This window comes from Streptomyces griseicoloratus (assembly GCF_014534645.1).
In the GTDB taxonomy this organism is placed as follows: domain Bacteria; phylum Actinomycetota; class Actinomycetes; order Streptomycetales; family Streptomycetaceae; genus Streptomyces; species Streptomyces griseicoloratus.
The window spans coordinates 90,016-110,559 of record NZ_JACVQF010000158.1 but is presented as its reverse complement, the minus strand read 5'-3'; the positions used below and the strand labels follow the sequence as shown (position 1 = coordinate 110,559).

General features: G+C 73.7%; 20 protein-coding genes. 9 read left to right on the top strand and 11 right to left on the bottom strand.

Annotation, left to right across the window (positions count from 1 at the left end; all coding sequences use genetic code 11):
* On the top strand, positions 1 to 1,113 hold a 1,113-nt coding region (locus tag H0H10_RS05080; protein WP_373566806.1), incomplete at its 5' end, for a glycogen debranching protein.
* A 13-nt stretch (positions 1,114 to 1,126) separates the two neighbouring features.
* On the opposite strand, the gene H0H10_RS05075 is transcribed toward H0H10_RS05080, so the two are convergent.
* A complete protein-coding gene (locus H0H10_RS05075) occupies positions 1,127 to 1,933 on the bottom strand; it encodes a VOC family protein (RefSeq protein WP_188179596.1) in 807 nt (268 codons plus the stop codon).
* Positions 1,934 to 2,160: 227 nt separating this feature from the next.
* Between H0H10_RS05075 and H0H10_RS05070 the strand changes: the two genes are divergently transcribed.
* Positions 2,161 to 2,481 (top strand): ANTAR domain-containing protein, encoded by a 321-nt coding sequence (locus tag H0H10_RS05070; protein ID WP_188179595.1) that lies wholly within the window; start codon positions 2,161 to 2,163, stop codon positions 2,479 to 2,481.
* Between the two features lie 49 nt (positions 2,482 to 2,530).
* On the opposite strand, the gene H0H10_RS05065 is transcribed toward H0H10_RS05070, so the two are convergent.
* Positions 2,531 to 3,322 (bottom strand): RNA polymerase sigma factor SigF, encoded by a 792-nt coding sequence (locus tag H0H10_RS05065; protein ID WP_188179594.1) that lies wholly within the window; start codon positions 3,320 to 3,322, stop codon positions 2,531 to 2,533.
* A gap of 607 nt (positions 3,323 to 3,929) precedes the next feature.
* Here H0H10_RS05065 and H0H10_RS05060 point away from each other — a divergent pair.
* Positions 3,930 to 4,454 carry a hypothetical protein gene (locus H0H10_RS05060; protein ID WP_188179593.1) on the top strand — a complete coding sequence of 175 codons (525 nt, stop codon included), beginning with the start codon at positions 3,930 to 3,932 and terminating at the stop codon, positions 4,452 to 4,454.
* Between the two features lie 27 nt (positions 4,455 to 4,481).
* Here the strand turns inward: H0H10_RS05060 and hemC are convergent, their stop codons facing one another.
* From hemC to H0H10_RS05040, 4 genes are all read right to left on the bottom strand, one after another.
* Positions 4,482 to 5,417 carry a hydroxymethylbilane synthase gene (gene hemC / locus H0H10_RS05055; RefSeq protein WP_188179592.1) on the bottom strand — a complete coding sequence of 312 codons (936 nt, stop codon included), beginning with the start codon at positions 5,415 to 5,417 and terminating at the stop codon, positions 4,482 to 4,484.
* Between the two features lie 58 nt (positions 5,418 to 5,475).
* Complete coding sequence (locus H0H10_RS05050; RefSeq protein ID WP_188179591.1) at positions 5,476 to 6,252, bottom strand: NPP1 family protein; 777 nt, start codon at positions 6,250 to 6,252, stop codon at positions 5,476 to 5,478.
* A gap of 135 nt (positions 6,253 to 6,387) precedes the next feature.
* Positions 6,388 to 7,368: a non-homologous end-joining DNA ligase gene (ligD, locus tag H0H10_RS05045; protein ID WP_188179590.1), complete on the bottom strand. Its 981-nt coding sequence runs from the start codon at positions 7,366 to 7,368 to the stop codon at positions 6,388 to 6,390.
* Between the two features lie 98 nt (positions 7,369 to 7,466).
* Positions 7,467 to 8,921 carry an MFS transporter gene (locus H0H10_RS05040; RefSeq protein ID WP_188179589.1) on the bottom strand — a complete coding sequence of 485 codons (1,455 nt, stop codon included), beginning with the start codon at positions 8,919 to 8,921 and terminating at the stop codon, positions 7,467 to 7,469.
* Positions 8,922 to 9,151: 230 nt separating this feature from the next.
* Between H0H10_RS05040 and H0H10_RS05035 the strand changes: the two genes are divergently transcribed.
* Positions 9,152 to 9,808 carry a TetR/AcrR family transcriptional regulator gene (locus H0H10_RS05035; protein WP_188179588.1) on the top strand — a complete coding sequence of 219 codons (657 nt, stop codon included), beginning with the start codon at positions 9,152 to 9,154 and terminating at the stop codon, positions 9,806 to 9,808.
* 293 nt (positions 9,809 to 10,101) lie between these two features.
* Here H0H10_RS05035 and H0H10_RS05030 read toward each other — a convergent pair whose 3' ends face one another.
* Complete coding sequence (locus H0H10_RS05030; RefSeq protein ID WP_188179587.1) at positions 10,102 to 11,292, bottom strand: MFS transporter; 1,191 nt, start codon at positions 11,290 to 11,292, stop codon at positions 10,102 to 10,104.
* 54 nt (positions 11,293 to 11,346) lie between these two features.
* Between H0H10_RS05030 and H0H10_RS05025 the strand changes: the two genes are divergently transcribed.
* The 4 genes from H0H10_RS05025 to H0H10_RS05010 all read left to right on the top strand — a co-directional run bounded on the left by H0H10_RS05025 (position 11,347) and on the right by H0H10_RS05010 (position 15,182).
* Complete coding sequence (locus H0H10_RS05025) at positions 11,347 to 12,126, top strand: AraC family transcriptional regulator (protein WP_188179586.1); 780 nt, start codon at positions 11,347 to 11,349, stop codon at positions 12,124 to 12,126.
* Positions 12,127 to 12,157: 31 nt separating this feature from the next.
* On the top strand, positions 12,158 to 12,316 hold the full coding sequence (locus tag H0H10_RS05020) for a hypothetical protein (protein WP_188179585.1): 159 nt from the start codon (positions 12,158 to 12,160) through the stop codon (positions 12,314 to 12,316).
* Entirely contained in the window at positions 12,313 to 12,780 is a 468-nt protein-coding gene (locus H0H10_RS05015; protein ID WP_188179584.1) for a peroxiredoxin, read from the top strand. The genes H0H10_RS05020 and H0H10_RS05015 overlap by 4 nt, the downstream gene beginning before the upstream one ends.
* A 62-nt stretch (positions 12,781 to 12,842) precedes the next feature.
* Positions 12,843 to 15,182, top strand: a complete 2,340-nt coding sequence (locus H0H10_RS05010) for a SpoIIE family protein phosphatase (RefSeq protein WP_188179583.1) — start codon at positions 12,843 to 12,845, stop codon at positions 15,180 to 15,182.
* A gap of 21 nt (positions 15,183 to 15,203) precedes the next feature.
* Here the strand turns inward: H0H10_RS05010 and H0H10_RS05005 are convergent, their stop codons facing one another.
* Positions 15,204 to 15,884: a DNA polymerase ligase N-terminal domain-containing protein gene (locus H0H10_RS05005; protein WP_188179582.1), complete on the bottom strand. Its 681-nt coding sequence runs from the start codon at positions 15,882 to 15,884 to the stop codon at positions 15,204 to 15,206.
* 51 nt (positions 15,885 to 15,935) lie between these two features.
* Positions 15,936 to 16,766: an aldo/keto reductase gene (locus tag H0H10_RS05000; protein WP_188179581.1), complete on the bottom strand. Its 831-nt coding sequence runs from the start codon at positions 16,764 to 16,766 to the stop codon at positions 15,936 to 15,938.
* Positions 16,767 to 16,874: 108 nt separating this feature from the next.
* Here H0H10_RS05000 and H0H10_RS04995 point away from each other — a divergent pair, with 108 nt between their 5' ends.
* Entirely contained in the window at positions 16,875 to 17,939 is a 1,065-nt protein-coding gene (locus tag H0H10_RS04995; protein WP_188179580.1) for a LacI family DNA-binding transcriptional regulator, read from the top strand.
* A 310-nt stretch (positions 17,940 to 18,249) separates the two neighbouring features.
* Here the strand turns inward: H0H10_RS04995 and H0H10_RS04990 are convergent, their stop codons facing one another.
* A complete protein-coding gene (locus H0H10_RS04990) occupies positions 18,250 to 19,686 on the bottom strand; it encodes a glycoside hydrolase family 32 protein (protein ID WP_188179579.1) in 1,437 nt (478 codons plus the stop codon).
* Entirely contained in the window at positions 19,683 to 20,537 is an 855-nt protein-coding gene (locus tag H0H10_RS04985) for a carbohydrate ABC transporter permease (protein ID WP_188179578.1), read from the bottom strand. The genes H0H10_RS04990 and H0H10_RS04985 overlap by 4 nt, the downstream gene beginning before the upstream one ends.
* Positions 20,538 to 20,544 lie beyond the last annotated feature (7 nt).

Below are 20,544 nucleotides of genomic sequence, written 5' to 3'. Positions count from 1 at the left end.
GGCTTCCGCTTCGACCTCGCGGCCACCCTGGCCCGGCAGTTCCACGAGGTGGACCGGCTGTCGGCGTTCTTCGACCTCATCCAGCAGGACCCGGTGATCAGCCGCGTCAAGCTGATCGCCGAGCCGTGGGACGTGGGCGAGGGCGGTTACCAGGTGGGCAACTTCCCGCCGCTGTGGTCGGAGTGGAACGGCAGGTACCGGGACGCCGTACGGGACTTCTGGCGCGGCGAGGAGCACACGCTCGGCGAGTTCGCCTCCCGGCTGACCGGCTCCTCCGACCTGTACCAGCACAGCCGTCGCCGCCCCCGCGCCAGCGTCAACTTCGTGACCGCGCACGACGGTTTCACGCTGCGCGACCTCGTCTCCTACAACGACAAGCACAACGAGGCCAACGGCGAGGGCAACCGGGACGGGGAGAGCCACAACCGGTCCTGGAACTGCGGCGCCGAGGGCGCCACGAAGGACCCGGCCGTCCTGGAACTGCGCGGCCGCCAGCAGCGCAACTTCCTGGCCACGCTCATGCTCTCGCAGGGCATCCCCATGCTCTGCCACGGCGACGAACTGGGCCGCACCCAGCGGGGCAACAACAACGCCTACTGCCAGGACAACGACATCTCCTGGGTCGACTGGAGGCTCGGCGAGCGGCAGCGGGACCTGCTGGACTTCACCCGGCGCCTCATCGCGCTGCGGGCCGCCCACCCGGTCCTGCGCCGGCGCCGCTACTTCCGCGGCGAGACGGCGACCAACCCCGACCAGCCGCTGCCCGACCTGGTGTGGCTGCAGCCGGACGCGCGGGAGATGGCCGACGACGACTGGCAGCGCTCCGACGCCCACGCCGTCGGCGTCTTCCTCAACGGCGACGCCATCGCCGAACCCGACCCCTGCGGCCGGCCGGTGGTCGACGACTCCTTCCTGCTGCTGCTCAACAGCCACTGGGAGCCGACGGTCTTCCGGCTGCCGGACGCCGGCTACGGCGAGCGCTGGGCGACCCTGATCGACACCGCCGCCCCGGACGGCGTCCCCGACGAGGCGGAGCACAAGGCCGGCACGGTGCTGACCGTCGAGCCGCGCAGCCTGGTGCTGCTCTCCCGGCCGTCCCGCACCGGCCGGTGAGCCGGCCGTGAGGTCAGTGCTCGACTCCGCGCGCGGTCACCGTGAACTGCGCGCCGTCGGCGTCACGGAGCACGGCCTCCTCCTCGCTCTCGGACAGGACGCTGCCGCCGTGCAGTTCCGCGGCCCGCGCGCACGCGGCGACGTCGTCGACGGCGAAATGGACCTGCCAGTGCGGCCGGATGGTCGGATCGGGCGCCGCTTCCAGGGCGCCCGACTCGATCCGCGCCACCACGTCGCCCTGGCTGCGCAGCAGCACCTCGTCGCCGTCGTACTCCACCTCGCAGCAGCCGGGGCGGTCCGAGGCCCAGTCGAAGATCTCGCCGTAGAACATGGCCGCGTCGAACGCGTCACGGGTGTGCAGCCGGATGAAGGCGGGCCGGGAGTTGCGCCAGGTCTCCCAGTCCGTGAACAGCTCGCCCTCCCAGACCCCGAAGGTCGCCCCGTCCCGGTCGGCCAGCAGGGCCGCGCGGCCGGGCGGGAGGGAGATCGGCCCGACCGCGGCCGTGCCGCCGCGCTCCTGCACCCGCGAGGCGGCCTCGTCGGCGCTGGCCACGGCGAAGTACGGGGTCCATGCCACCGCCATCTGCCACATCGCGGCGACGGCGGCGATCCCGGCCACGGGCGCCCCGCCGGCCAGGGCGATCCGGAAGTGATCGCCGAGCCTGGCCGGCCGCCACTGCCAGCCCAGTACGGCGGAGTAGAACTCCTCGGTGGCCTTCAGGTCACGGCTGGTCAGGGTGACCCAGCAGGGGGCCCCGAACACGGAGTGCGTGGACAGGCGGCTCTTCGCACCGGAGGGAGCGGTCGTGTCGTGGTTCATGGCAGTCGCGTCCTGATCTCGTCCACCGGCAGTCACCGGTTCCACACCAGTGTCCGTCCGGAACCGCGGGGGGCGCCTGCCGAGTACCCCGGGCGCGGCACCGAAACGGTGACCCGTCCGCCCCGGACGGCCCAGTGGCACGCGGTGGGCCGAGTGGCGACGATGGATGGGTCGGAGCAGTACCGCGAGGCACGAGCGGCCACGACGCGCCGGACCCGGAGGTGACCATGCCCACGGACGGGGGCTCGGACCAGATATTCGAGCTGCAGGAACAGGTCCGGCAGCTGAAGGAGGCGGTCGTCTCGCACGCCGTCGTCGACCAGGCGATCGGGATGATCGTCGCACTCGGCCGGGTGGCGCCGGACGAAGGATGGGTCGTACTGAAGGAGGTTTCCCAGCATACGAACATCAAACTGCGCAACGTGGCGGAACTGATCCTCATCTGGGGGCGCACCGGAGTGATGCCGGCCGAGATCCGGGTCGCGCTGGAGGACGCCCTGGACCACCACGGCCCCACGCAGATCCCCGGAGCCCCACCGGAGCGGTGAGAGTCGGAGCGGTGAGAGCCCGGAGCGGCCGGAGCCCGGGCCGGACGGCTCAGCCGCTCTCCGCGAGGATCTCCTCGCGGATCTGGGCGAAGCAGCCGCTCAGCAGCCGGGAGACGTGCATCTGGGAGATGCCGAGCTGCTGCGCTATCCGGCTCTGTGTCATCCCCCGGAAGAAGCGCAGGTAGAGAATGGTGCGCTCGCGCTCCGGCAGCGCCTCCAGACAGGGGCGCACGGCCACCCGGTCCACGACGGTGTCGAACGCCGGATCCGGCCCGCCGAGCGCGTCCCCGAGGGCGTACCCGTCGGTTCCGGGCATCTCGGCCTCCAGCGAGAGGGCGGAGAAGCACTCCAGCGCCTCCATTCCGGTGCGCACCTCGACCGTGGTGAGGTGCGCGTGCTCGGCGATCTCCTCGACCGTGGGGGCGCGCCCCGGCGTCGTCTGCGCCAGCTCCTTCGCGGCGCGCCGCACCCGGTTGCGCAGGTCCTGGATCCGGCGCGGCACGTGCAGCGTCCACATGTGATCGCGGAAGTGCCGCTTGATCTCCCCGGTCACGGTCGGTACGGCGTAGGCCTCGAAGGCGTGGCCGCGCACCGGGTCGTAGTGGTCGACGGCCTTGACCAGCCCCAGGGCCGCCACCTGGTACAGGTCCTCCAGGCTCTCGCCGCGGCCCCGGAAGCGGACGGCGATCCGCTCGGCCATGGGCAGCCAGACCTGGATCAGCTCGTCCCTCAGCGCCTTGCGTTCCGGGCCCTCCGGCATCCGCACGAGACGGTCGAAAGCGGCGGCCGTGTCGGGGGCGTCGTCGTGCGGGTGCGGCTTGGTTCTGCTGGCGACACGCATGGTGCGCACCTCCCTCAGCAGGGGTGCTGGGCGGACAGAACGCCATGAAACGGGTGAACGCGGACCTCGCGGAGCCAACCGGGGTCGCGGGCGGGCCGACTCCCACGGACGTGCCTCCTGTCCGAAGCACTGGGAGGGGGATTCCCTGTCACCCATATGTCGAAACAAGTCCCCATATGTATGGATTCTGACATGACTGGTGCGGGTCCGCCGCCCGAACGGCGGTGCGCGCCCGCACCGGCGTCCCGGACCCTGCCAAGGAGCCCTCCTTGCCGGGCCATTCGGTCCCGGCGCCGGTCAACCGGCCCACGGGCGCGGGCCGTCCGCTCCGTGGCGCCGGCCCCGCCGGCACCCGCCGATGCCCCGCCCGACCCTGCCGGCCTGCGCCTTCGGCGCCCTCGCGGGAGGCTCACCGCGGCTCCTCGCGGAACGTGATGTGCGGCACGCCCGCCGTGATCGTCCCGCGGCCCGTGGACGGATATCTCCAGCGCAGCGCTTGATCGCCGATCAAAAGGGGTGAATTCCCTGGCCACAGCGCATTCTGCTCATTTGACAGTGCACAGAGCACACAGATAGGAAGCAGCTTCGAGAGGGCGAGAGGTGCACCGTGTACGAGCCGAACGTGGTCGGGGACTGGCAGGAGTACGACGAACACGCCGGCCTGCGGGTCCGCGTCCACCGTCTTGAGCCGGCCGAGCCGCCGCGGGGTCGCGACGACGCCGCCGAGGGGCTGACGTACTTCCGCCTCCGCGTGACCGTCGAGAACCGGGGCGTCCGGCACTTCGGCATCCACCTGGAGGACGGGCAGATCGACGTACGGATCGGCCCCGACGGGGAGAGCGCGTTCCTGGACTGGCGCAACTCGCAGTTCATCGAGGGCTTCGACGTCTACCCGCTGCGCCGGGCCACCGCCGTGCTCTACGCGGCCGGCCCGGAGGCGAGCCTCGGCCAGGTGGACGTCCAGGTGCAGCTGCGGGTGGACGAGGAGTGGGCCGGCCGCCGGCTGTGGACCGGCGGCCTGGGGCTGTACGAGGGGGCCGCGGGCGCCCCCGGGTGCGCGGGGCGGGACGGCGGCCTGGCGCACCAGGTGAGCACCTTCCTGCGGGATCAGGCGGAGGAGGGCACCGCCTGACCCGGTGCGGGGCGGGCCGCCGGCGGCTCAGTGCGGGATGCCGTCGATGATCTCGCGGGCACCCTGACGCAGCAGGGCCACGGCGACCGACGTGCCGAGCGTGGCCGCGTCGAGCCGGCCGGCCCACTCGTGCGCGTTCAGCCGGACCTTGCCGTCGGCGGTGAACACACAGGCCCGCAGGGAGAGTTCCCCGCCGCGGTCCACGCGCGCGTACCCGGCGATCGGGCTGTTGCAGTGCCCCTGCAGGACGTGCAGGAACATGCGTTCGGCCGTGGCCTCCCGATGGGTGTCCGGGTGGCCGAGGCCGCTGACCGCGTCGATGAGGTCGGTGTCGCCCTCCCGGCACTGCAGGGCGAGGATGCCGGCGCCGATCGGCGGCATCATCGTCTCCGTGGACAGCACCTCGCTGATCACGTCGCCGCGGCCGATGCGCTCCAGCCCGGAGACCGCCAGCAGCAGGGCGTCCGCCTCACCGGCGGCCAGCTTCGCCAGGCGCCGGTTGGCGTTGCCGCGGAACGGCACGCACCGCAGGTGCGGATGGGTGGCGGCCAGCTGGGCGATCCGGCGCACCGAGGAGGTGCCGACACGGGTCCCGGCCGGGAGTTCGTCGAGGGTGAGCCCGTCCGGGTGGACGAGGGCGTCGCGGATGTCGTCCCGCTTCAGGAACGCGGCGAACACCGTGCCCGCCGGCAGCGGCCGGTCGGCGGGCACGTCCTTGACGCAGTGCACGGCGAGATCGGCCTCACCCGCCAGCAGCGCGGCGTCGACCTCCTTGGTGAACGCGCCCTTGCCCTCCACCTGCGACAGGTCGCCGAGCCACTTGTCGCCGGTCGTCTTCACCGGTACGACCTCGGTGCGCACGCCGGGGTGGAGGGCCGCCAACTCGGCCCGGACGCGCTCCACTTGGGCGAGGGCCATGGGGGAGTCGCGGGAGACGATGCGAATCAGTTCGGGGACGGACATGCGGACACGATAGTGCCCTCGGGGGTGCGCCGGCCCTGCGACGCCCCTTCGGGCGGGGTCACGCGTACGGGTCGAAGGGGATGCCGGAGGGTTTGGCCGCCGCCAGGTGGGAGGCGAAGGCGGAGTCCTTCAGACCGAAGTTGGCGCTGCCGAAGTCGTACGCGCTCAGCCGTTCGCGCAGGCCGACCGGGTAGCCGTTCCACCCCACCAGGGCCGGGTACTGCCAGGTGCCCTTGTGGTTCTCCGGCGGCTCGTCGTTCGAGGTGGCCGGGCGGAAGCAGTGGGTGCTGATCCCGTCCTTGTGGTACACGATCTTCGGGTGCGTGCCGTCGAAGCGGATCGCCGACCTCGCGTGCACGGTGAACGAACCGTGGTTGGAGGTCGACACGTACTGGACCGTGCCGTTCTGCACCCACACCACCACGTGCTCCCAGTCGTGCCGGTGACCGCCGAGGCTGCTGCCGGGCAGGGCCTGGTCCTTCTCGAAGTACAGGCCGTACATGTAGGCGCACCAGCCGTTGTCGCACTTGGCCCGCGAGTAGCCGTTGGTGTTGTCCAGGTCGGCCGCGTCCCGGCAGTTCCCGTTGAGGGCGCCGGTCGGGTTGAGGCCGCCGTTGACCGTTCCGTCGGGGCCGATGGCCGGAGTCGGGTAGCAGCCGTCGGTGTCGTAGTCGTAGGCCGGCTGGTACGTCCGCTCCAGCGCGTCGGCGTTGCCGGGCAGCGCCGGGGGCGGGGCGGCGAAGGCGGTGGCGGGGAAGGCGACGACGAGGGCGAGGGCACCGAGGGGTGCGGTGAGCCATCTCCTGCGGCGGGTCCTGGACGTGCTCGACGGCACTGCGTCCTCCTCATGTCCGGAAGCAGCCCAACGGCTGTGGGGCGCAAGGGAGTTCAGTGTCCCGTCGGTTCACTTCCGGGCCAAGGGGTCACAGGCGTCCCCGCGGTGAAGGAACGCCCAATACTTGACGCCGGGTCAGACCATGTCGTCCGGGAGGTCGGCCGAGGACTCCTCGGGCGTCAGGTCCGGGCGCAGTCTGAGCCAGGACGGCTGGCGCAGCATGCCCTCGCGGGTACGGGTGCTGTAGCGGACCTCGCCGACCAGCCGCGGCACCACCCAGCGCGCCCCCGGGACACGGGGTACCGGGTCGAAGGGGCACACGTCCGTCGTGGCGGCCCGCAGCAGCGCGGCCAGTTCGGTGCGCTCGGTCTCGCTCCAGCCGGTGCCCACGCCGCCGACGTAGCGCAGCCGGCCCGCGGCGCGCTGGCCGACCAGCACGGCGCCCGGCAGGCCTGTGAGCCGGCCCTTGCCGGGCAGCCAGCCGCCGACCACGACGTCCTCGCTGCGCATGTTGCGGATCTTGATCCAGGCCCGGGAGCGCACCCCAGGCTCGTACGCCGAGTCCAGCCGCTTGCACACCAGGCCCTCCAGGCCGTGCTCGCGGGTGGCGCGGAGGGCCTGTTCGCCGTGGCCGACCAGTGCCGCCGGGGTCGACCAGGCCGGCCCGTCGAGACCGAGCCCTTCCAGCCGCTCACGCCTGCGGGCGTAGGGGAGCCGGAGCAGGGAGCTGCCCTCCAGGTGCATGACGTCGAACAGCACCAGGTGCACGGGGACCTTCGCCGCCCGCTGGGCCGCCAGGCCGGGGGAGTGCGCGAGTCCCATGCGGGACTGCAGCAGCTGGAAGTCGGCACGGCCCCGCTCGTCCAGGGCCAGCACCTCGCCGTCGAGGACGGCGGGGGTGGAGCCGAGAGCGGTGCCGAGCGGTGCCAGTTCCGGGTAGGCGGCCGTGATGTCCTGTCCCGAGCGGGCGCGCAGCAGCACACGGGCGTCCCCGGGCAGGTAGACGATCACGCGCTGGCCGTCCTGCTTGGTCTCGTAGGCCCAGCGCGCGTCCTGAGCGGCCGGCGGCAGGGTGCCGGGGGTGGCGAGCATCGGAGGGATCAGCGGCAGCTCCACGGGTCAGTCTTCGACGCGCCCGTGTGCCGTCACGCGGCCTGCCCGCCAGGTTCGCCTGATCGGCGCCGGTCCCCGGGGCGGGGCCGGCGCCGTCGCCGTCAGCGGGCCGGGGCGGTCTCCGCCCCGACCCCGCCGGCCGGGACCGTGTGCGCCGTCCCGGCGGCGGGATGGCGCCGCGGGATGAAGGAGGCGATCACGAGGGCGAGCAGGGCCGCGCCCGCACCGATGCCCATGACCACCTTGAAGGCGTTCTCGGACGGCAGGGCGAAGCCGCCGAGGCTGATGGTCATCTGGGCCAGGACCACGCCCGCGAGCGCACTGGCGAGCGACGTGCCGATGGAGCGCATGAGGGTGTTGAGGCTGTTCGCGGCGGCCGTCTCGCTCGCCGGTACCGCACCCATGATCAGGGCCGGCATCGCGCCGTAGGTGAAGCCGATGCCCGCACTGATGACGCAGGAGGCCAGCACGAGCTGCCAGACCTCGGCCATCAGCAGGATGTTCAGCCCGTAGCCCGCCGCGACGATCAGGGCGCCGATCATCAGGGTCACCTTCGGGCCCTTGGCCCGGGAGACCTTGGCGGAGACCGGGGCGAACGCCATCATCACCAGACCGGACGGTGCCATGACCAGGCCGGCGGTCAGCAGGGACCGGCCGAGGCCGTAACCGGTGGCCTCAGGCAACTGAAGGAGCTGCGGAAGCACGAGGGACATCGCGAACATCGAGAAGCCGATCGCGATGGACGCCAGGTTGGTGAACAGCACCTGACGGCGGGCGGTGGTGCGCAGGTCCACCAGCGGCTGCGGGGTGCGCAGCTCCCACCAGCCCCACACCAGCAGGATCACCACGGCCGCCGCGAACAGGCCGAGGGTCGTGCCGCCGGTCCAGCCCCAGTCGGCGCCCTTGGAGATCGCCAGCAGCAGGCACACCAGGCCGGCCGCCATGCCGACGCCGCCGGGCACGTCGAAGCGGCCGCCGGTGCGCACCGCCGACTCGGGCACGAGCACCAGGACCAGCACCACGGCGACGGCGCCGAGGGCGCCGGAGAGCCAGAACAGCATGTGCCAGTCGAGGTTGTCCGCGATCAGCGCGGCGGCGGGCAGACCGAGCGCGCCGCCCACTCCCAGCGACGCGCTCATCAGGGCGGTGGCGCCGGCCAGCCGCTCGGCCGGCAGTTCGTCGCGCATGATGCTGATGCCCAGCGGGATCACGGCGGCGGACAGCCCCTGCAGGGCGCGGCCGGCGATCATCGGGACCAGGGTGTCGCTCAGCCCGCACAGCGCCGAGCCGGCGATCAGCAGCACCAGGCTCAGCAGCAGCATCCGCCGCTTGCCGACCATGTCGCCGAGCCGGCCGACGACCGGGGTGGCCACGGCCGCGGCGAGCAGTGTGGCGGTGACCGCCCACGCCGCGTCCGACGCCGGCGCGTCCAAAAGCTCCGGGAGCTCCGGGACGATCGGGATGACCAGGGTCTGCATCAGCGAGACGACGATCCCGGCCAGGGCAAGTACCGCCACCACGGCGTTCGGCCGTGGCACGGTGGGGGAAGCGGGCATGGAGCAGCCTTCCGAGGGAGAGCGCGAATCCGAGTGCGCAAACATTTAAGTCAGTCGCTTGACGTATCCTAAGGGCCGGGGAGCGGTCACGCTCACCAGGGCCTGTGCGGCATCCCCGGGCGGGCGTTGCGTAAGCTCCTCGGAGAAGGTGCCGCATGGCGGCGGACCTGCGACGACTCGAGGGACTGGCCGTCGCGGGCCGTAAGGAAAGTCCCGGCGCGGTGGTAGGCATGGCGGGCAGGACGGTACGGACGGAGCAGGCCGGCGCGACCCGGCAGCTGATCCTGACCACGGCCGAGCGGCTGTTCGCCGAGCACGGCGTGTACGCGGTGTCCAACCGCCAGGTCAGCGAGGCCGCGGGACAGGGCAACAACGCCGCGGTCGGCTACCACTTCGGCACGAAGTCCGACCTCGTCCGGGCCATCGCCCAGCGGCACTCGGAGCGGGTCGAGGAGCTGCGGGCCCGGCAGCTCGCCGCCCTCGGCGACTCGACGGACCTGCGCGACTGGGTGGACTGCCTGGTGCGGCCGCAGTTCGACCACCTGGCCGCGCTCGGCAGCCCCACCTGGTACGCGCGATTCTGCGCCCAGGTCATGACCGACCCCGCACTGCGGCAGATCATGGTCGACGAGTCCCGCGCCTCCGTGTCGCTGCGCGAGATCGTCGCGGGACGCAACCGGTGCATGCCCGCACTGCCCGCCGAGGTCCGCGCCGAGCGGGGCGACATGGCCCGCCATCTCATCGTGCACACGGCGGCCGAGCGGGAGCGTGCCCTCGCCGAGGGGCGTCCCACTCCGCGCGCCAGTTGGCAGGAGGCCGCGGACGGGCTGGTCGACGCGATCGTGGGCATGTGGCTGGCGCCCGTCACCCCCCGGGGCGGGGCGTGACGGGCGCCGGGAAACGGTGGGCGGGGCGCCGGTGAAGGGTGCGGTCGCCCCGCCGTGCCGGACCGTGGACCGTCAGCGGGCGAGACGGATCCGGGTCACGGTGTCCTCGGTGGCGACGGTCTCCGCTACCACGCCCTCCTCGACGTCCACCCCGCGTGACGCGGCGGCGGTGCGCTTGACCGCCGGGACGTCTTCCTGGAGCCGAGGGCGACCCGGGTGCCGTCGCCGAAGCCGCTCGCCCACGGGACCGGCGACCGGCTGCCGCCGGACGGCCGGTACCGCGTGACGGACTTTCACCGCACGCCCGGGCCGCGCTCGGCCGGAGCAGCGGCGGGCGACGGGGACCGGCCCGGCTCGCGCAGCCCCCGCAGCAGCAGGCGGCCCGCCGCCGGCAGCGCCACCAGCGGCAGCAGGGCGATCTGCAGCGACGTGACGTCGGCGAGCGCGCCCAGGGCCGGGGCGGCGATCCCGCCCACGCTCACGGTCAGCCCCAGCGTGACCCCGCTCGCCGTACCGACACGCCGGGGCAGGAAGTCCTGGCCCAGCGTGATGTGCAGGGAGAAGGGCACGTACAGCCCCGCCGAGGTCAGGGCCACGAACAGGTACACCACCGGTCCGGGCACGAGGAGGACCCCGGCGACGGCGAACACCGTCAGGACGTAGGAACGCCGCACCACCGTCAGCCGCCCGTAGCGGTCGGCGAGCCTGCCGCCGGCCACCGTCCCCACCGCGCCGCCCGCGTAGAGCACGAACAGCGCGGCCGTGCCCGCCGCGTCACCGCCCCCGGTCCGCTCGCGCACGTACAACGAGACGAACGTGCTCAGGCCGGTGAAGACCACCGACCGGCAGACGACGGCGCCGGTGAGCCGGAGGAAGGAAGCCCAGTCGTCGGCCCCGGCCGGTACCGCCGCGGGGCCGTCCGGGACCCGCGCCGCACGGGCCGACCGCACCGCCGCCGCGCACAGGGCCGCCCCGACGACGGCCGGCACGGCCAGCAGGGGAGAGGCGCCGAGGCCACCGGTGGCGACGACGGCCCAGACCAGCGGCGGCGCCAGCGCGAAGCCGACGTTGCCGCCGAGGGAGAACCACCCCATCGCGGTATGGCTGCCCCGCGCGGCCTCGCGCGCCGCACGGGCGGCCTCCGGGTGGTACGCGGCGACCCCGATCCCGGTCACGGCGACCGCCGCCAGGGTGAGCGGGTACGAGCCGGTGACGCCGCCGAGGGCGACCCCGGCACCGCCGGCCAGCGCGCTCAGCGGCAGCAGCCACGGCAGCGCCCACCGGTCGGTGAGCGCCCCGAACAACGGCTGCACCAGCGACGACAGCAGCGAGGCGGCCAGGACGACGCCCGAGGCGGCGGCGTAGGAGTAGGCGCGCTCGGCGACGAAGTACGGCACCAGGGCGGCCACGGCTCCCTGGTGGACGTCGACGCAGGCGTGCCCGAGGGACAACAGGACGATGGTCCGATGGCGATGCGCGGTCACCCGTCGATCGTCGGCCCCGCCGCACCTGGCCCGCTTTCGATAATCTGCCGACCTGTGCCGAACATCCGCCACACCCCGACGGCCCCCACCCGCGCCCAGCACCTGGCCGCCGGTCAGCGCATCGACGCCCACCGGCACGACGACCACCAGATCGTCTACGCCGGTTCCGGCGTCGTGGCCGTCACCACCGACGCCGGTACCTGGTTCGCGCCCGGCACCCGCGCCATCTGGGTCCCCGCGGGCACCGTGCACGCCCACCGCGCCCACGGCCGCCTCGACCTGCACCTGGTCGGCCTGCCCGCGGACGACAACCCGCTCGGCCTCGACACCCCCGTCGTCCTCGCGGTCGGCCCGCTGCTGCGCGAGCTGATCCTCGCCTACACCCGCGACCCCGACGACCCGGGCCCCGAACGCCGCCGCCTGCTCGCCGTGCTCCGCGACCAGCTGCGCGCCTCCCCCCAGCAGCCACTGCGCCTGCCCACCCCCACCGACCCCCGGCTGGCGGCCGTCTGCGAACTCGTCCACGCCGACCCCGCCGACACCCGCACCCTCGCCGCGCTCGGCGCCGCCACCGGGACCGGCGAGCGCACGCTCAGCCGCCTCTTCCGGCGCGAGTTCGGCATGACCTTCCCTCAGTGGCGCACCCAGTCGCGCCTCTACCACGCGCTGCGCATGCTGGCCGACGACACGCCCGTCACCACCGTCGCCCACCGCTGCGGCTGGTCCTCCGCCAGCGCCTTCATCGACGTGTTCCGCCGCTCGTTCGGCTACACCCCCGGCGCCCACAACCGCCCTGGCCGGTCCGGTCCGCCCACCGCCCATACCGTCGAGTAATATCGCGCGGCAGGCCCCCGGAGGAGGAACCGTGTCCCGTTCCGAACGCTCACCCGCCCGGCCAGGCACGTTCGACGCGATCGTGCCGCGCAGCCGGCGGACCCCCGCACCGGCCGCGAGGGCCTTCCCCGGGGTGTTCCCCGCCACCCTGAAGACGGCCGGCGCCGGAAACAGCGGGGACCGGGCGTGACGGGGCGGCCCGCCGTCGGCGACACCGTCGGCGACTTCTCGCTGCCGGACGAGACCGGCACCCCGCGCCGCCTGTCGGAGCTGCTCGCCGACGGTCCGGTCGTGCTGTTCTTCTACCCGGCCGCCCTGACGCCCGGCTGCACCGCGGAGGCCTGTCACTTCCGCGATCTCGCCGCCGAGTTCGCCGCGGTCGGCGCCCGGCCCGTGGGCATCAGCGGCGACCCCGTCGAACGGCAGCGGGAGTTCGCCGGACGCCACGGGCTCGGCATGCCGCTGCTGTCCGACGCCGACGGCACCGTCCGCGAGCGGTTCGGTGTGCGGCGGGGGTTCTCCCTGGCCCCCACCAAGCGGGTCACCTTCGTCATCGGGCAGGACCGCACGGTCCTCGACGTCGTCCGCAGCGAGCTGCGGATGGCCGCGCACGCCGACCGCGCCCTCGCCGCGCTGCGGGCCCACCGCGCCTGACCGCACCACCTCACGATCCGCCCCGGTTGATACCGCGTCGTAATGGGATGATCCTGGACGACATGGAGCACGCCTCCGCTGCGGCGATCGTCGATGCACACGGCACGGTGACGGGGTGGAGCGAGGGCGCCCGGCGGCTGACGGGACACCCGGCCGAGGAGGTCGTGGGACGGGACGTGCGGGAGCTGCTCGCCGAGGACGTGCCGCCCGGGGCCCTGTCGGCCCTGGCGGGCACCGCCGTCGTCCGGCACCGTGACGGCACCGCCGTGACCCTGTACCTGCGGGCGTGCCCGCTGCTGGGCGCGGACGGTGCACCGACGGCGTACGCGGTGAGCGCAGGGCCCCCCGTCGAACCGGAGCTGGTCCTGACCGGCGAGGTCTTCGAGCAGGCGTCCCTGTCCATGTCCGTCCTCGACGCCGGACTGCACTACGTGCGGGTCAACGACACCGCCTGCCGCACGGCGGGCGTGCCGGCGAGGGACCTGATCGGACGGTACCTGCCGGACACCCTGGAGAACATCGACGACGACGTCCCCGCGTTCCTCGGCCACCTGCGGCAGGTGGCCGAGACGGGGCGGCCCGTCCAGTACGAGAGCTTCACCCACGCACCGTCCGGAACCCGGCAGCACGCCTGGACCGTCGAGATGTGGCCGGTCCGCGACGCGCACGGCAGGGTCGCCGCCGTCGCCATGGCGGCACTGGAGAGCACCGAGCAGCACCGGGCCCGGGAGCGGCTGGCCCTGCTGAACTCCGCCGCGGCCATCGGCACCACCCTCGACGTCGTGCGCACGGCCGAGGAACTCGTCGAGATCCTCGTGCCCCGGTTCGCCGACTTCGCCACCGTGGACCTGCTCGACTGGGTCCTGGGCACGGACGAACCCCTCTCGGTGCCGACCGAGGACATCGAGCTGCGCCGGGTCGCCCACGCCTTCGCCACCGAGGGCTTTCCCACCGCCCCCCTGCCCCTGGGCGGAACCGACGTGTACCCGCCGTGCGCCGCACCGGCCCGCGCGCTCAGGGAGGGACGCGTGGTGATCAGCGGCCCGGGCGACCCGGAATTCGCACAGTGGATGCGGATACGCGACGTACAGGCCCCGCACAACCGCCGCTACCGGGAGGCCATCTGCTCGATGCTCGCGGTGCCGCTGCGGGCGCGCGGCACCACCCTCGGGGTCGCGGTGGCAGACCGGATCAGGCCCCAGGCACCGTACGCCGCCGACGACGCGGTCCTGGCCGAGGAACTCGTCGGCCGGGCCGCCGTGAGCATCGACAACGCGCGCCGCTTCGCCCGCGAACGCGGCACCGCGCTGGAGCTGCAGCACAGCCTCCTGCCCAGGGGCCTGCCCGGACAGTCGGCGGTCGAGGTGGCCCACCGCTACCTGCCCTCCGGGTCGGCGGCCGGCATCGGCGGCGACTGGTTCGACGTGATCCCGCTGTCGGGCAGCCGGGTCGCCCTCGTCGTCGGCGACGTCGTCGGCCACGGCATCCCCTCCACGGCGACCATGGGCCGGCTGTGCACGGCCGTGCGCACCCTCGCCGACGTGGACCTGCCGCCCGACGAACTCCTCACCCACCTCGACGACCTCGTCACCCACCTGGCGGGCGACGAGAGCGGCGACGAGATCGCGGAACTGGGCGCCACCTGCCTCTACGCCGTCTACGACCCCGTCACCCGCCGGCTCGACCTGGCCGCCGCCGGCCACCCCGCGCCCGCACTGCTCCTGCCCGACGGCACCACACGGCTCGTCCCGATGACCGCCGGGCCGCCCCTCGGCGTCGGCGGCCTGCCCTTCGAGGCGACGCGGATGCACCTGCCCGAGGGCTCCGTCGTCGCCCTCTACACCGACGGCCTCGTCGAGGACCGCGACGGCGACGTCGACCACGCCACGACGGAACTGCGGCGCGCGCTGACGGCGCCCGCGGCCTCGCTCGACGCCCTCTGCGACGTCGTGCTCAAGGCCGTGATGCCGGAGGAGCCCAGCGACGACGTGGTACTGCTCCTGGGCCGCACCCGGGTGCTGGGCGCGGACCAGGTCGCCACCTGGGACGTCCTCCCGGACACCGCGGAGGTCGCCACCACCCGGCAGTCCGCCGTGGAACAGCTGACGGCCTGGGGGCTGAGCGAGGAGGCGTTCGTCACCGAACTCGTCGTCAGCGAGCTGGTCACCAACGCGATCCGGTACGGAGGGCCGCCCATCCAGCTGCGTCTCATCCGCGACCGCACCCTCATCTGCGAGGTGTCCGACGGCAGTTCCACCTCACCGCACCTGCGCCGGGCCCACGCCTTCGACGAGGGAGGCCGGGGACTGCTGCTCGTCGCCCAGCTCACCCAGCGCTGGGGCACCCGTCAGACCGGCTGCGGCAAGACGATCTGGGCCGAACAGCCGCTCCCCTCACGGTGACCGGCGATCGGCCGGGGGCCGTCACTCCCCGGTGCCGTCCCCGCCCTCCCCGGCGTCCGCGGCGACCTGGCCCAGCGTGCGGCCGGTGCGGGCCGAACGCGCCCGGCGGGGGTCGGGCGTGCCGTGTCCCCGGGCCCCTTTGCCGACCGTCTTCACCAGGAGCCACGCCTCCTCGTCGTCCCCGTCCCGCCCGCCGCGGAACCGGGTCAGGGCGTACTCGCCGTGCAGCTTCGAGCCGCTGAGCCGGAACCTGGCGTGACCGTGTTCCAGCGACTCGGCGAAGTCGACCGGCCGGCCCCTGCGGTCGTGGCTCAACGGCTCGTAGGTGCCGCGGTCCCAGACGATCACCGTGCCGCCCCCGTACTCGCCGCGCGGGATCACTCCCTCGAACTCCTCGTACTCCAGAGGATGGTCCTCGGTCGGCACCGCGAGCCGCTTGTCGCCCGGGTCCGCCGACGGTCCCTTCGGCACCGACCAGGACTTCAGCACGTCGGCCACCTGCAGCCGGAAGTCGAAGTGCAGGGTGCTCGCGTCGTGGATCTGCACGACGAAACGGGGCTCCCCGGCCCCGGAGGGCGCCGTGTGGCCGCCCTCGGGCTCCCCGTGGCCGCCCTCGGGCTCCCCGTGGCCGCCCTCGGGCTCCCCGGTCCGGCCGAAGTCGCGCTTGCCGCGGTAGTCCCGCAGCCGGTTCCCCTCACCCACGTGCGTGCTCCTTCCCGCGGGGCGTGCGCCGACCGGTGCCGGGTACCCCGCTCAGAACTCCTCGTGCACCTCAGGGTCCCCGCCGATCCGCCGGCGGGAGCGGTCGGCGACGGCGCTCATCTGGGCGTCGTCCAGCGTGAAGCCGAACACGTCGAGGTTGGCGCGCTGCCGTCCCCGGTCCGCCGACTTCGGGATCGGGACCGCGCCGAGCTGCGTGTGCCAGCGCAGCACCACCTGGGCGGGCGTCACACCGTGCGCCTCGGCGACCGAGGCGACGGCCGGGTCGGCCAGCAGGTCGCTGCCGTGGCCCAGCGGGCTCCAGCTCTCGGTGCGGATGCCCTTGCGCTCGTGGAAGGCGCGCAGCTCGTCCTGCGGGAGCAGCGGGTGCAGCTCGATCTGGTTGACGGAGGGCAGCACGCCGGTCTCCTTCTCCAGCCGCTCGATGTGCGCCGCGGTGAAGTTGGAGACGCCGATCGACCGCACCAGCCCCTCCTCGCGCAGCTTGACCATGGCCTTCCAGGAGTCGACGTACTTGTCGACGCGGGGCAGCGGCCAGTGGATGAGGTACAGGTCGACGTAGTCCAGGCCGAGCCTGCCGCGGGACTCCTCGAAGGAGGCGAGGGTCTCCTCGTAGCCGTGGTGCCGGCCGGGCAGCTTGGTCGTCACCACGATCTCCTCGCGGGGGACACCGCCGCCGGCCACACCGCGGCCCACGCCGGTCTCGTTGCGGTAGTTCGCCGCCGTGTCGATCAGGCGGTAGCCCGCCTCCAGGGCCGTGCGGACCGCCTGCTCGGCCGCGGTGTCGTCCAGCGGCCAGGTGCCCAGGCCCAGGGCGGGAAGCGCCGTGCCGTCGTTGAGCGTGTGCGTCGGGATGCTGATCACCGGGGGACCTTTCCCTTGAGCGGGTGCACTGTGTGCCGTGCGTCCAGCGTCATGGATAGGGTGAGCCTTGATCAACCTGACGGGGCGGGGACGAGGACGGCGGACGCCATGGACAGCGCCGAGGAGAAGCGCACGAGGGGACCGGTACGTCCCACGTCACGGGATGTCGCCCGGCTCGCCGGGGTGTCGCACACCGCGGTCTCCTTCGTGTTCAACGGCCGGGCCGAGGGCAACCTCTCGCCCGCCACCCAGGAGCGCATCCGGCAGGCCGCCGAGCAGCTCGGCTACCGCCCCGACCCCGTCGCCCGCGGCCTGCGCCGCCGCCGTACGGCCGTGATCGGCCTGGTCACCGACGAGATCGCCTCCTCGCCGTTCGCGGGCCGGCTGCTGCGCGGGGCCATGGAGACCGCCTGGGGCAGCGGGCACCTGGTGCTCACCGTCGACTCCGGAGGCGATCCGGCCAAGGAGGACGCGGCCGTCGCCGAACTCCTCGACCGGCGCGTCGACGGCATCGTCTACGCCGCGATGTCGCTGCGCCGGGTCCGCGTCCCCGAGGGCCTGCACCGCACCCACGCCGTCCTGGCGAACTGCCTGCCCGAGGACGGCTCCCTGCCCGCCGTCGTCCCCGCCGAACGCGCCGGAGGGCGCACCGCCGCCCGGCTGCTCCTGGACGCCGGGCACCGCCGCGTCGCCGTGGTGGGCGGGCTGGACGACATCGCCTCGGCCGAACGGCTGCGCGGGTTCCGGGACGCCCTGCGCGCCGAGGGCGTCACCGTCCCCAGGGAGTGGGTCGTACGGACCGGCGGCGAGATCTCCGGCGGCCACGAAGGCGCGCTGCGGCTGCTCGGCTCCGGGCCCGCCGAGCGGCGTCCCACCGGCGTCTTCTGCTACAACGACCGGGTCGCGGCGGGCGTCCTGCACGCCGCGACCCGGCTCGGGATCGCCGTCCCCGAGGAGCTGTCGGTGGTCGGCTACGACGACCAGGAGCACATGGCCGCCTTCCTCGCCCCGCCCCTGACCACGATCGCGCTGCCGCACCGGGCGATGGGCGAGGCCGCCGCGCGCCTGCTCCTCGACGCGATCGAGACCGGACGGACCCCGCCCGCCACCGTCCGCCGGATCGCCTGCCCGATGGTCGGCCGCGCGTCGGTGGCCCCGGCGCCCACCCCCTGACGGGCGTACCCACCCCGGCGACGACCGGCTCGGCCCGCGGTCGACTGCGGCGACCGGCCCATCGGGATGGCCCTCGTACGCCGGATCGCCCGCCCGGTGGCCGGCGGCGCGTCGGTGGGTCCGGCGTCCGCTCGTTGACACGGTTACCGGCCCGGTGACGACTGGTGCGGTGACGTCGTGGGGTGCGGGGTCGGCACATCGGATGGTCCGTGTCGCCGGATCGCCTGCCCGTTGGTCGGCGGTGCCGCGGCGGGGCCGGCGTCCGCCTCACGCCGGGCGGTCCTTGTGTGCCGGGTTGATCGTCCGGTGGTCAGCCGTGTGCCGGTGGGGCCAGGGCCCACCCGCCGACGTCGGCGTCGGGCCCTGCCACGACCAGCTGCGCCACGTCGTCGGGCCGGCGGTAGACCCGCTCGGTGACCGTGGCCCGGTCGGCGACGAACACCTCGTAGAGCGAGCCGTCCACGAGCACCCGGACCTCCAACTCCGTCTCCCGCGACTGCCGGACCCCGGGCTTCGTGGCCCGCGGCGCCCGCACCACGACCGGCGCCGTGCCCTCGGCCCCGGTCCGGGGCCATCCGCCGCGGTCGAGGGTCACGGTGCCTTCCTGCGGGTCGACGCACACCCTCAGCTCCGCGCCGGAGGCGGACCGCAGCAGGCTCAGGGTGGTTCGGGCGCGTGCCGTGACCGTCAGGTCGTACGCCTCCGGGAGCGCAGCCCGGCCCGGGGCGGCCACGAACGGCTCGGGGGCGCGCAGCAGTTCCAGCTCCGGAGCGGGGGCGACCCTCAGCGATCCGTCGGTGTGGACGTCGACGACCCGGGGCGCGGTGAGGACGCCGGCCCACCCGGCGCGCTCGGTCTCGCCCGCCGTACGGGCCTCCCACGACCAGCCCCACAGCAGGGTCCGGTCGGCCTCCTGGAGCACGGCGGGCGCGTAGAAGTCCCGCCCGTGGTCGAGCGGTCCGGCGTGCCGGGCGGTGAAGCGCAACCCGCCTTCCTCAGTGGAGGTCAGGCGGCCCGTCAGGTAGCCAGTCGTCCAGGGATCCGCGTCCCACAGCGAGACCACCAGCACCCACTCGCCGTTCCGCGTCGCGTAGAGCTGGGGGCACTCCCAGCCCACCGCGCGGTCGCCGAAGGCGCCGGCGGCGACGGGGTCGGTGCCGTCGAGGAGCACGCCGGCGAACCGCCAGTGGGACAGGTCGCCGCAGTCGTACAGCAGGACCGAGGGCGTGCCGTCGGCATGACCGGCGCCGACCAGCGCCCAGCGCCGGCCGCCGTGCCGGAAGACGAACGGATCGCGGAACATCACCACGTCCAGGCCGGGCGGCGGCCCGCCCACCACGGGCGCGGGCAGCGTCCGCCACTCGGCCAGCGAGAGGTCGTCCGGGTCGGCCGCCCGCGCCAGGCAGATCGTGCCGAGACCGGCGTGGTCACGGTCGATACCCGTGTACACGGCGGTCGGCACGCCCCCGTCGTCCACCACGCACCCCGACCAGCACCCCGCCTCGTCCGGACCGCCGGGCGTCGGAGCGAGCGCGATCGGGTGGTGCTCCCAGTGGGCGAGGTCCGCGCTGGACACATGCCCCCAGTGGATGTCGGCGTGCACCGGGGCGTGCGGATTGTGCTGGTAGAAGAGGTGGTACCGGCCCCGCCAGCGGAAGGGACCGTTGGGGTCGTTGATCCAGTTGGCGGGCGGGCGGACCCGGAAGCGCGGGGCGTGCGGATCCCGCGGGGGAGCGGCGAGGCTCAACGGTTGACTCCTGCGGAGGTGATGCCCTCGCGGAGAGGGCGCTGGCCGACGACGAACACGGCGACGGCGGGGATCATGGACAGCACGACACCGGCCAGGACCACGGACACCGACCCGGTGCCGAGATTGCCCTGGAGGGAGACCAGGCCCAGCGGCAGCGTGTAGTTCTGGCTGGAGGTCTCGAGGATCAGCGGGCGGAAGAACTCGTTCCAGTGGTAGTTGAAGGCCAGGACGCCGACGATCGCGAGGCCGGGCGCGGCGAGCGGCGCGTACACGGACCGGAAGGTCCGCCACGGACCGGCGCCGTCCAGCATCGCCGCCTCGCCCAGGTCCTTCGGCATGCCCAGGAAGTACTGGCGCATCAGGAACGTGCCGAAGGCGGTGGGGAAGGCCGGGACGATCAGCCCGAGCAGGGTGTCGGTCAGGCTCATCGACTTCAGCACCAGGAACACCGGCACGACGGTGACCTGCAACGGCACCATCATGGTCGCCAGCACCAGCGCGAACAGCGGCTTCTTGAAGCGGAACTCCAGACGCGCGAAGGCGTATCCGGCGAGCCCCGCGGTGATCATCTGGCCAACCGCGATCAGGGCGGTCACCAGGGTGGAGTTGAGGGCGAGCAGCCAGACGTCGAGCTGGTCGAAAACCCCGCGGTAGGCGTCGGCCGAGGGGTCGGCCGGGATGATCCGCGGCGGCAGGTCGAACGCCTCGGCCGGGGTGCGCAGCGAGGTGGACACCGTCCACACCACCGGGCCGAGGGTCAGCAGGGCGCACACGGCGAGCCCGGCGATCCGCGCCCAGGGCGCGAGTCCGTACCGTACGCGGCTGAAGGTCGTGGTCGCTTGGCTCATGGGGGCA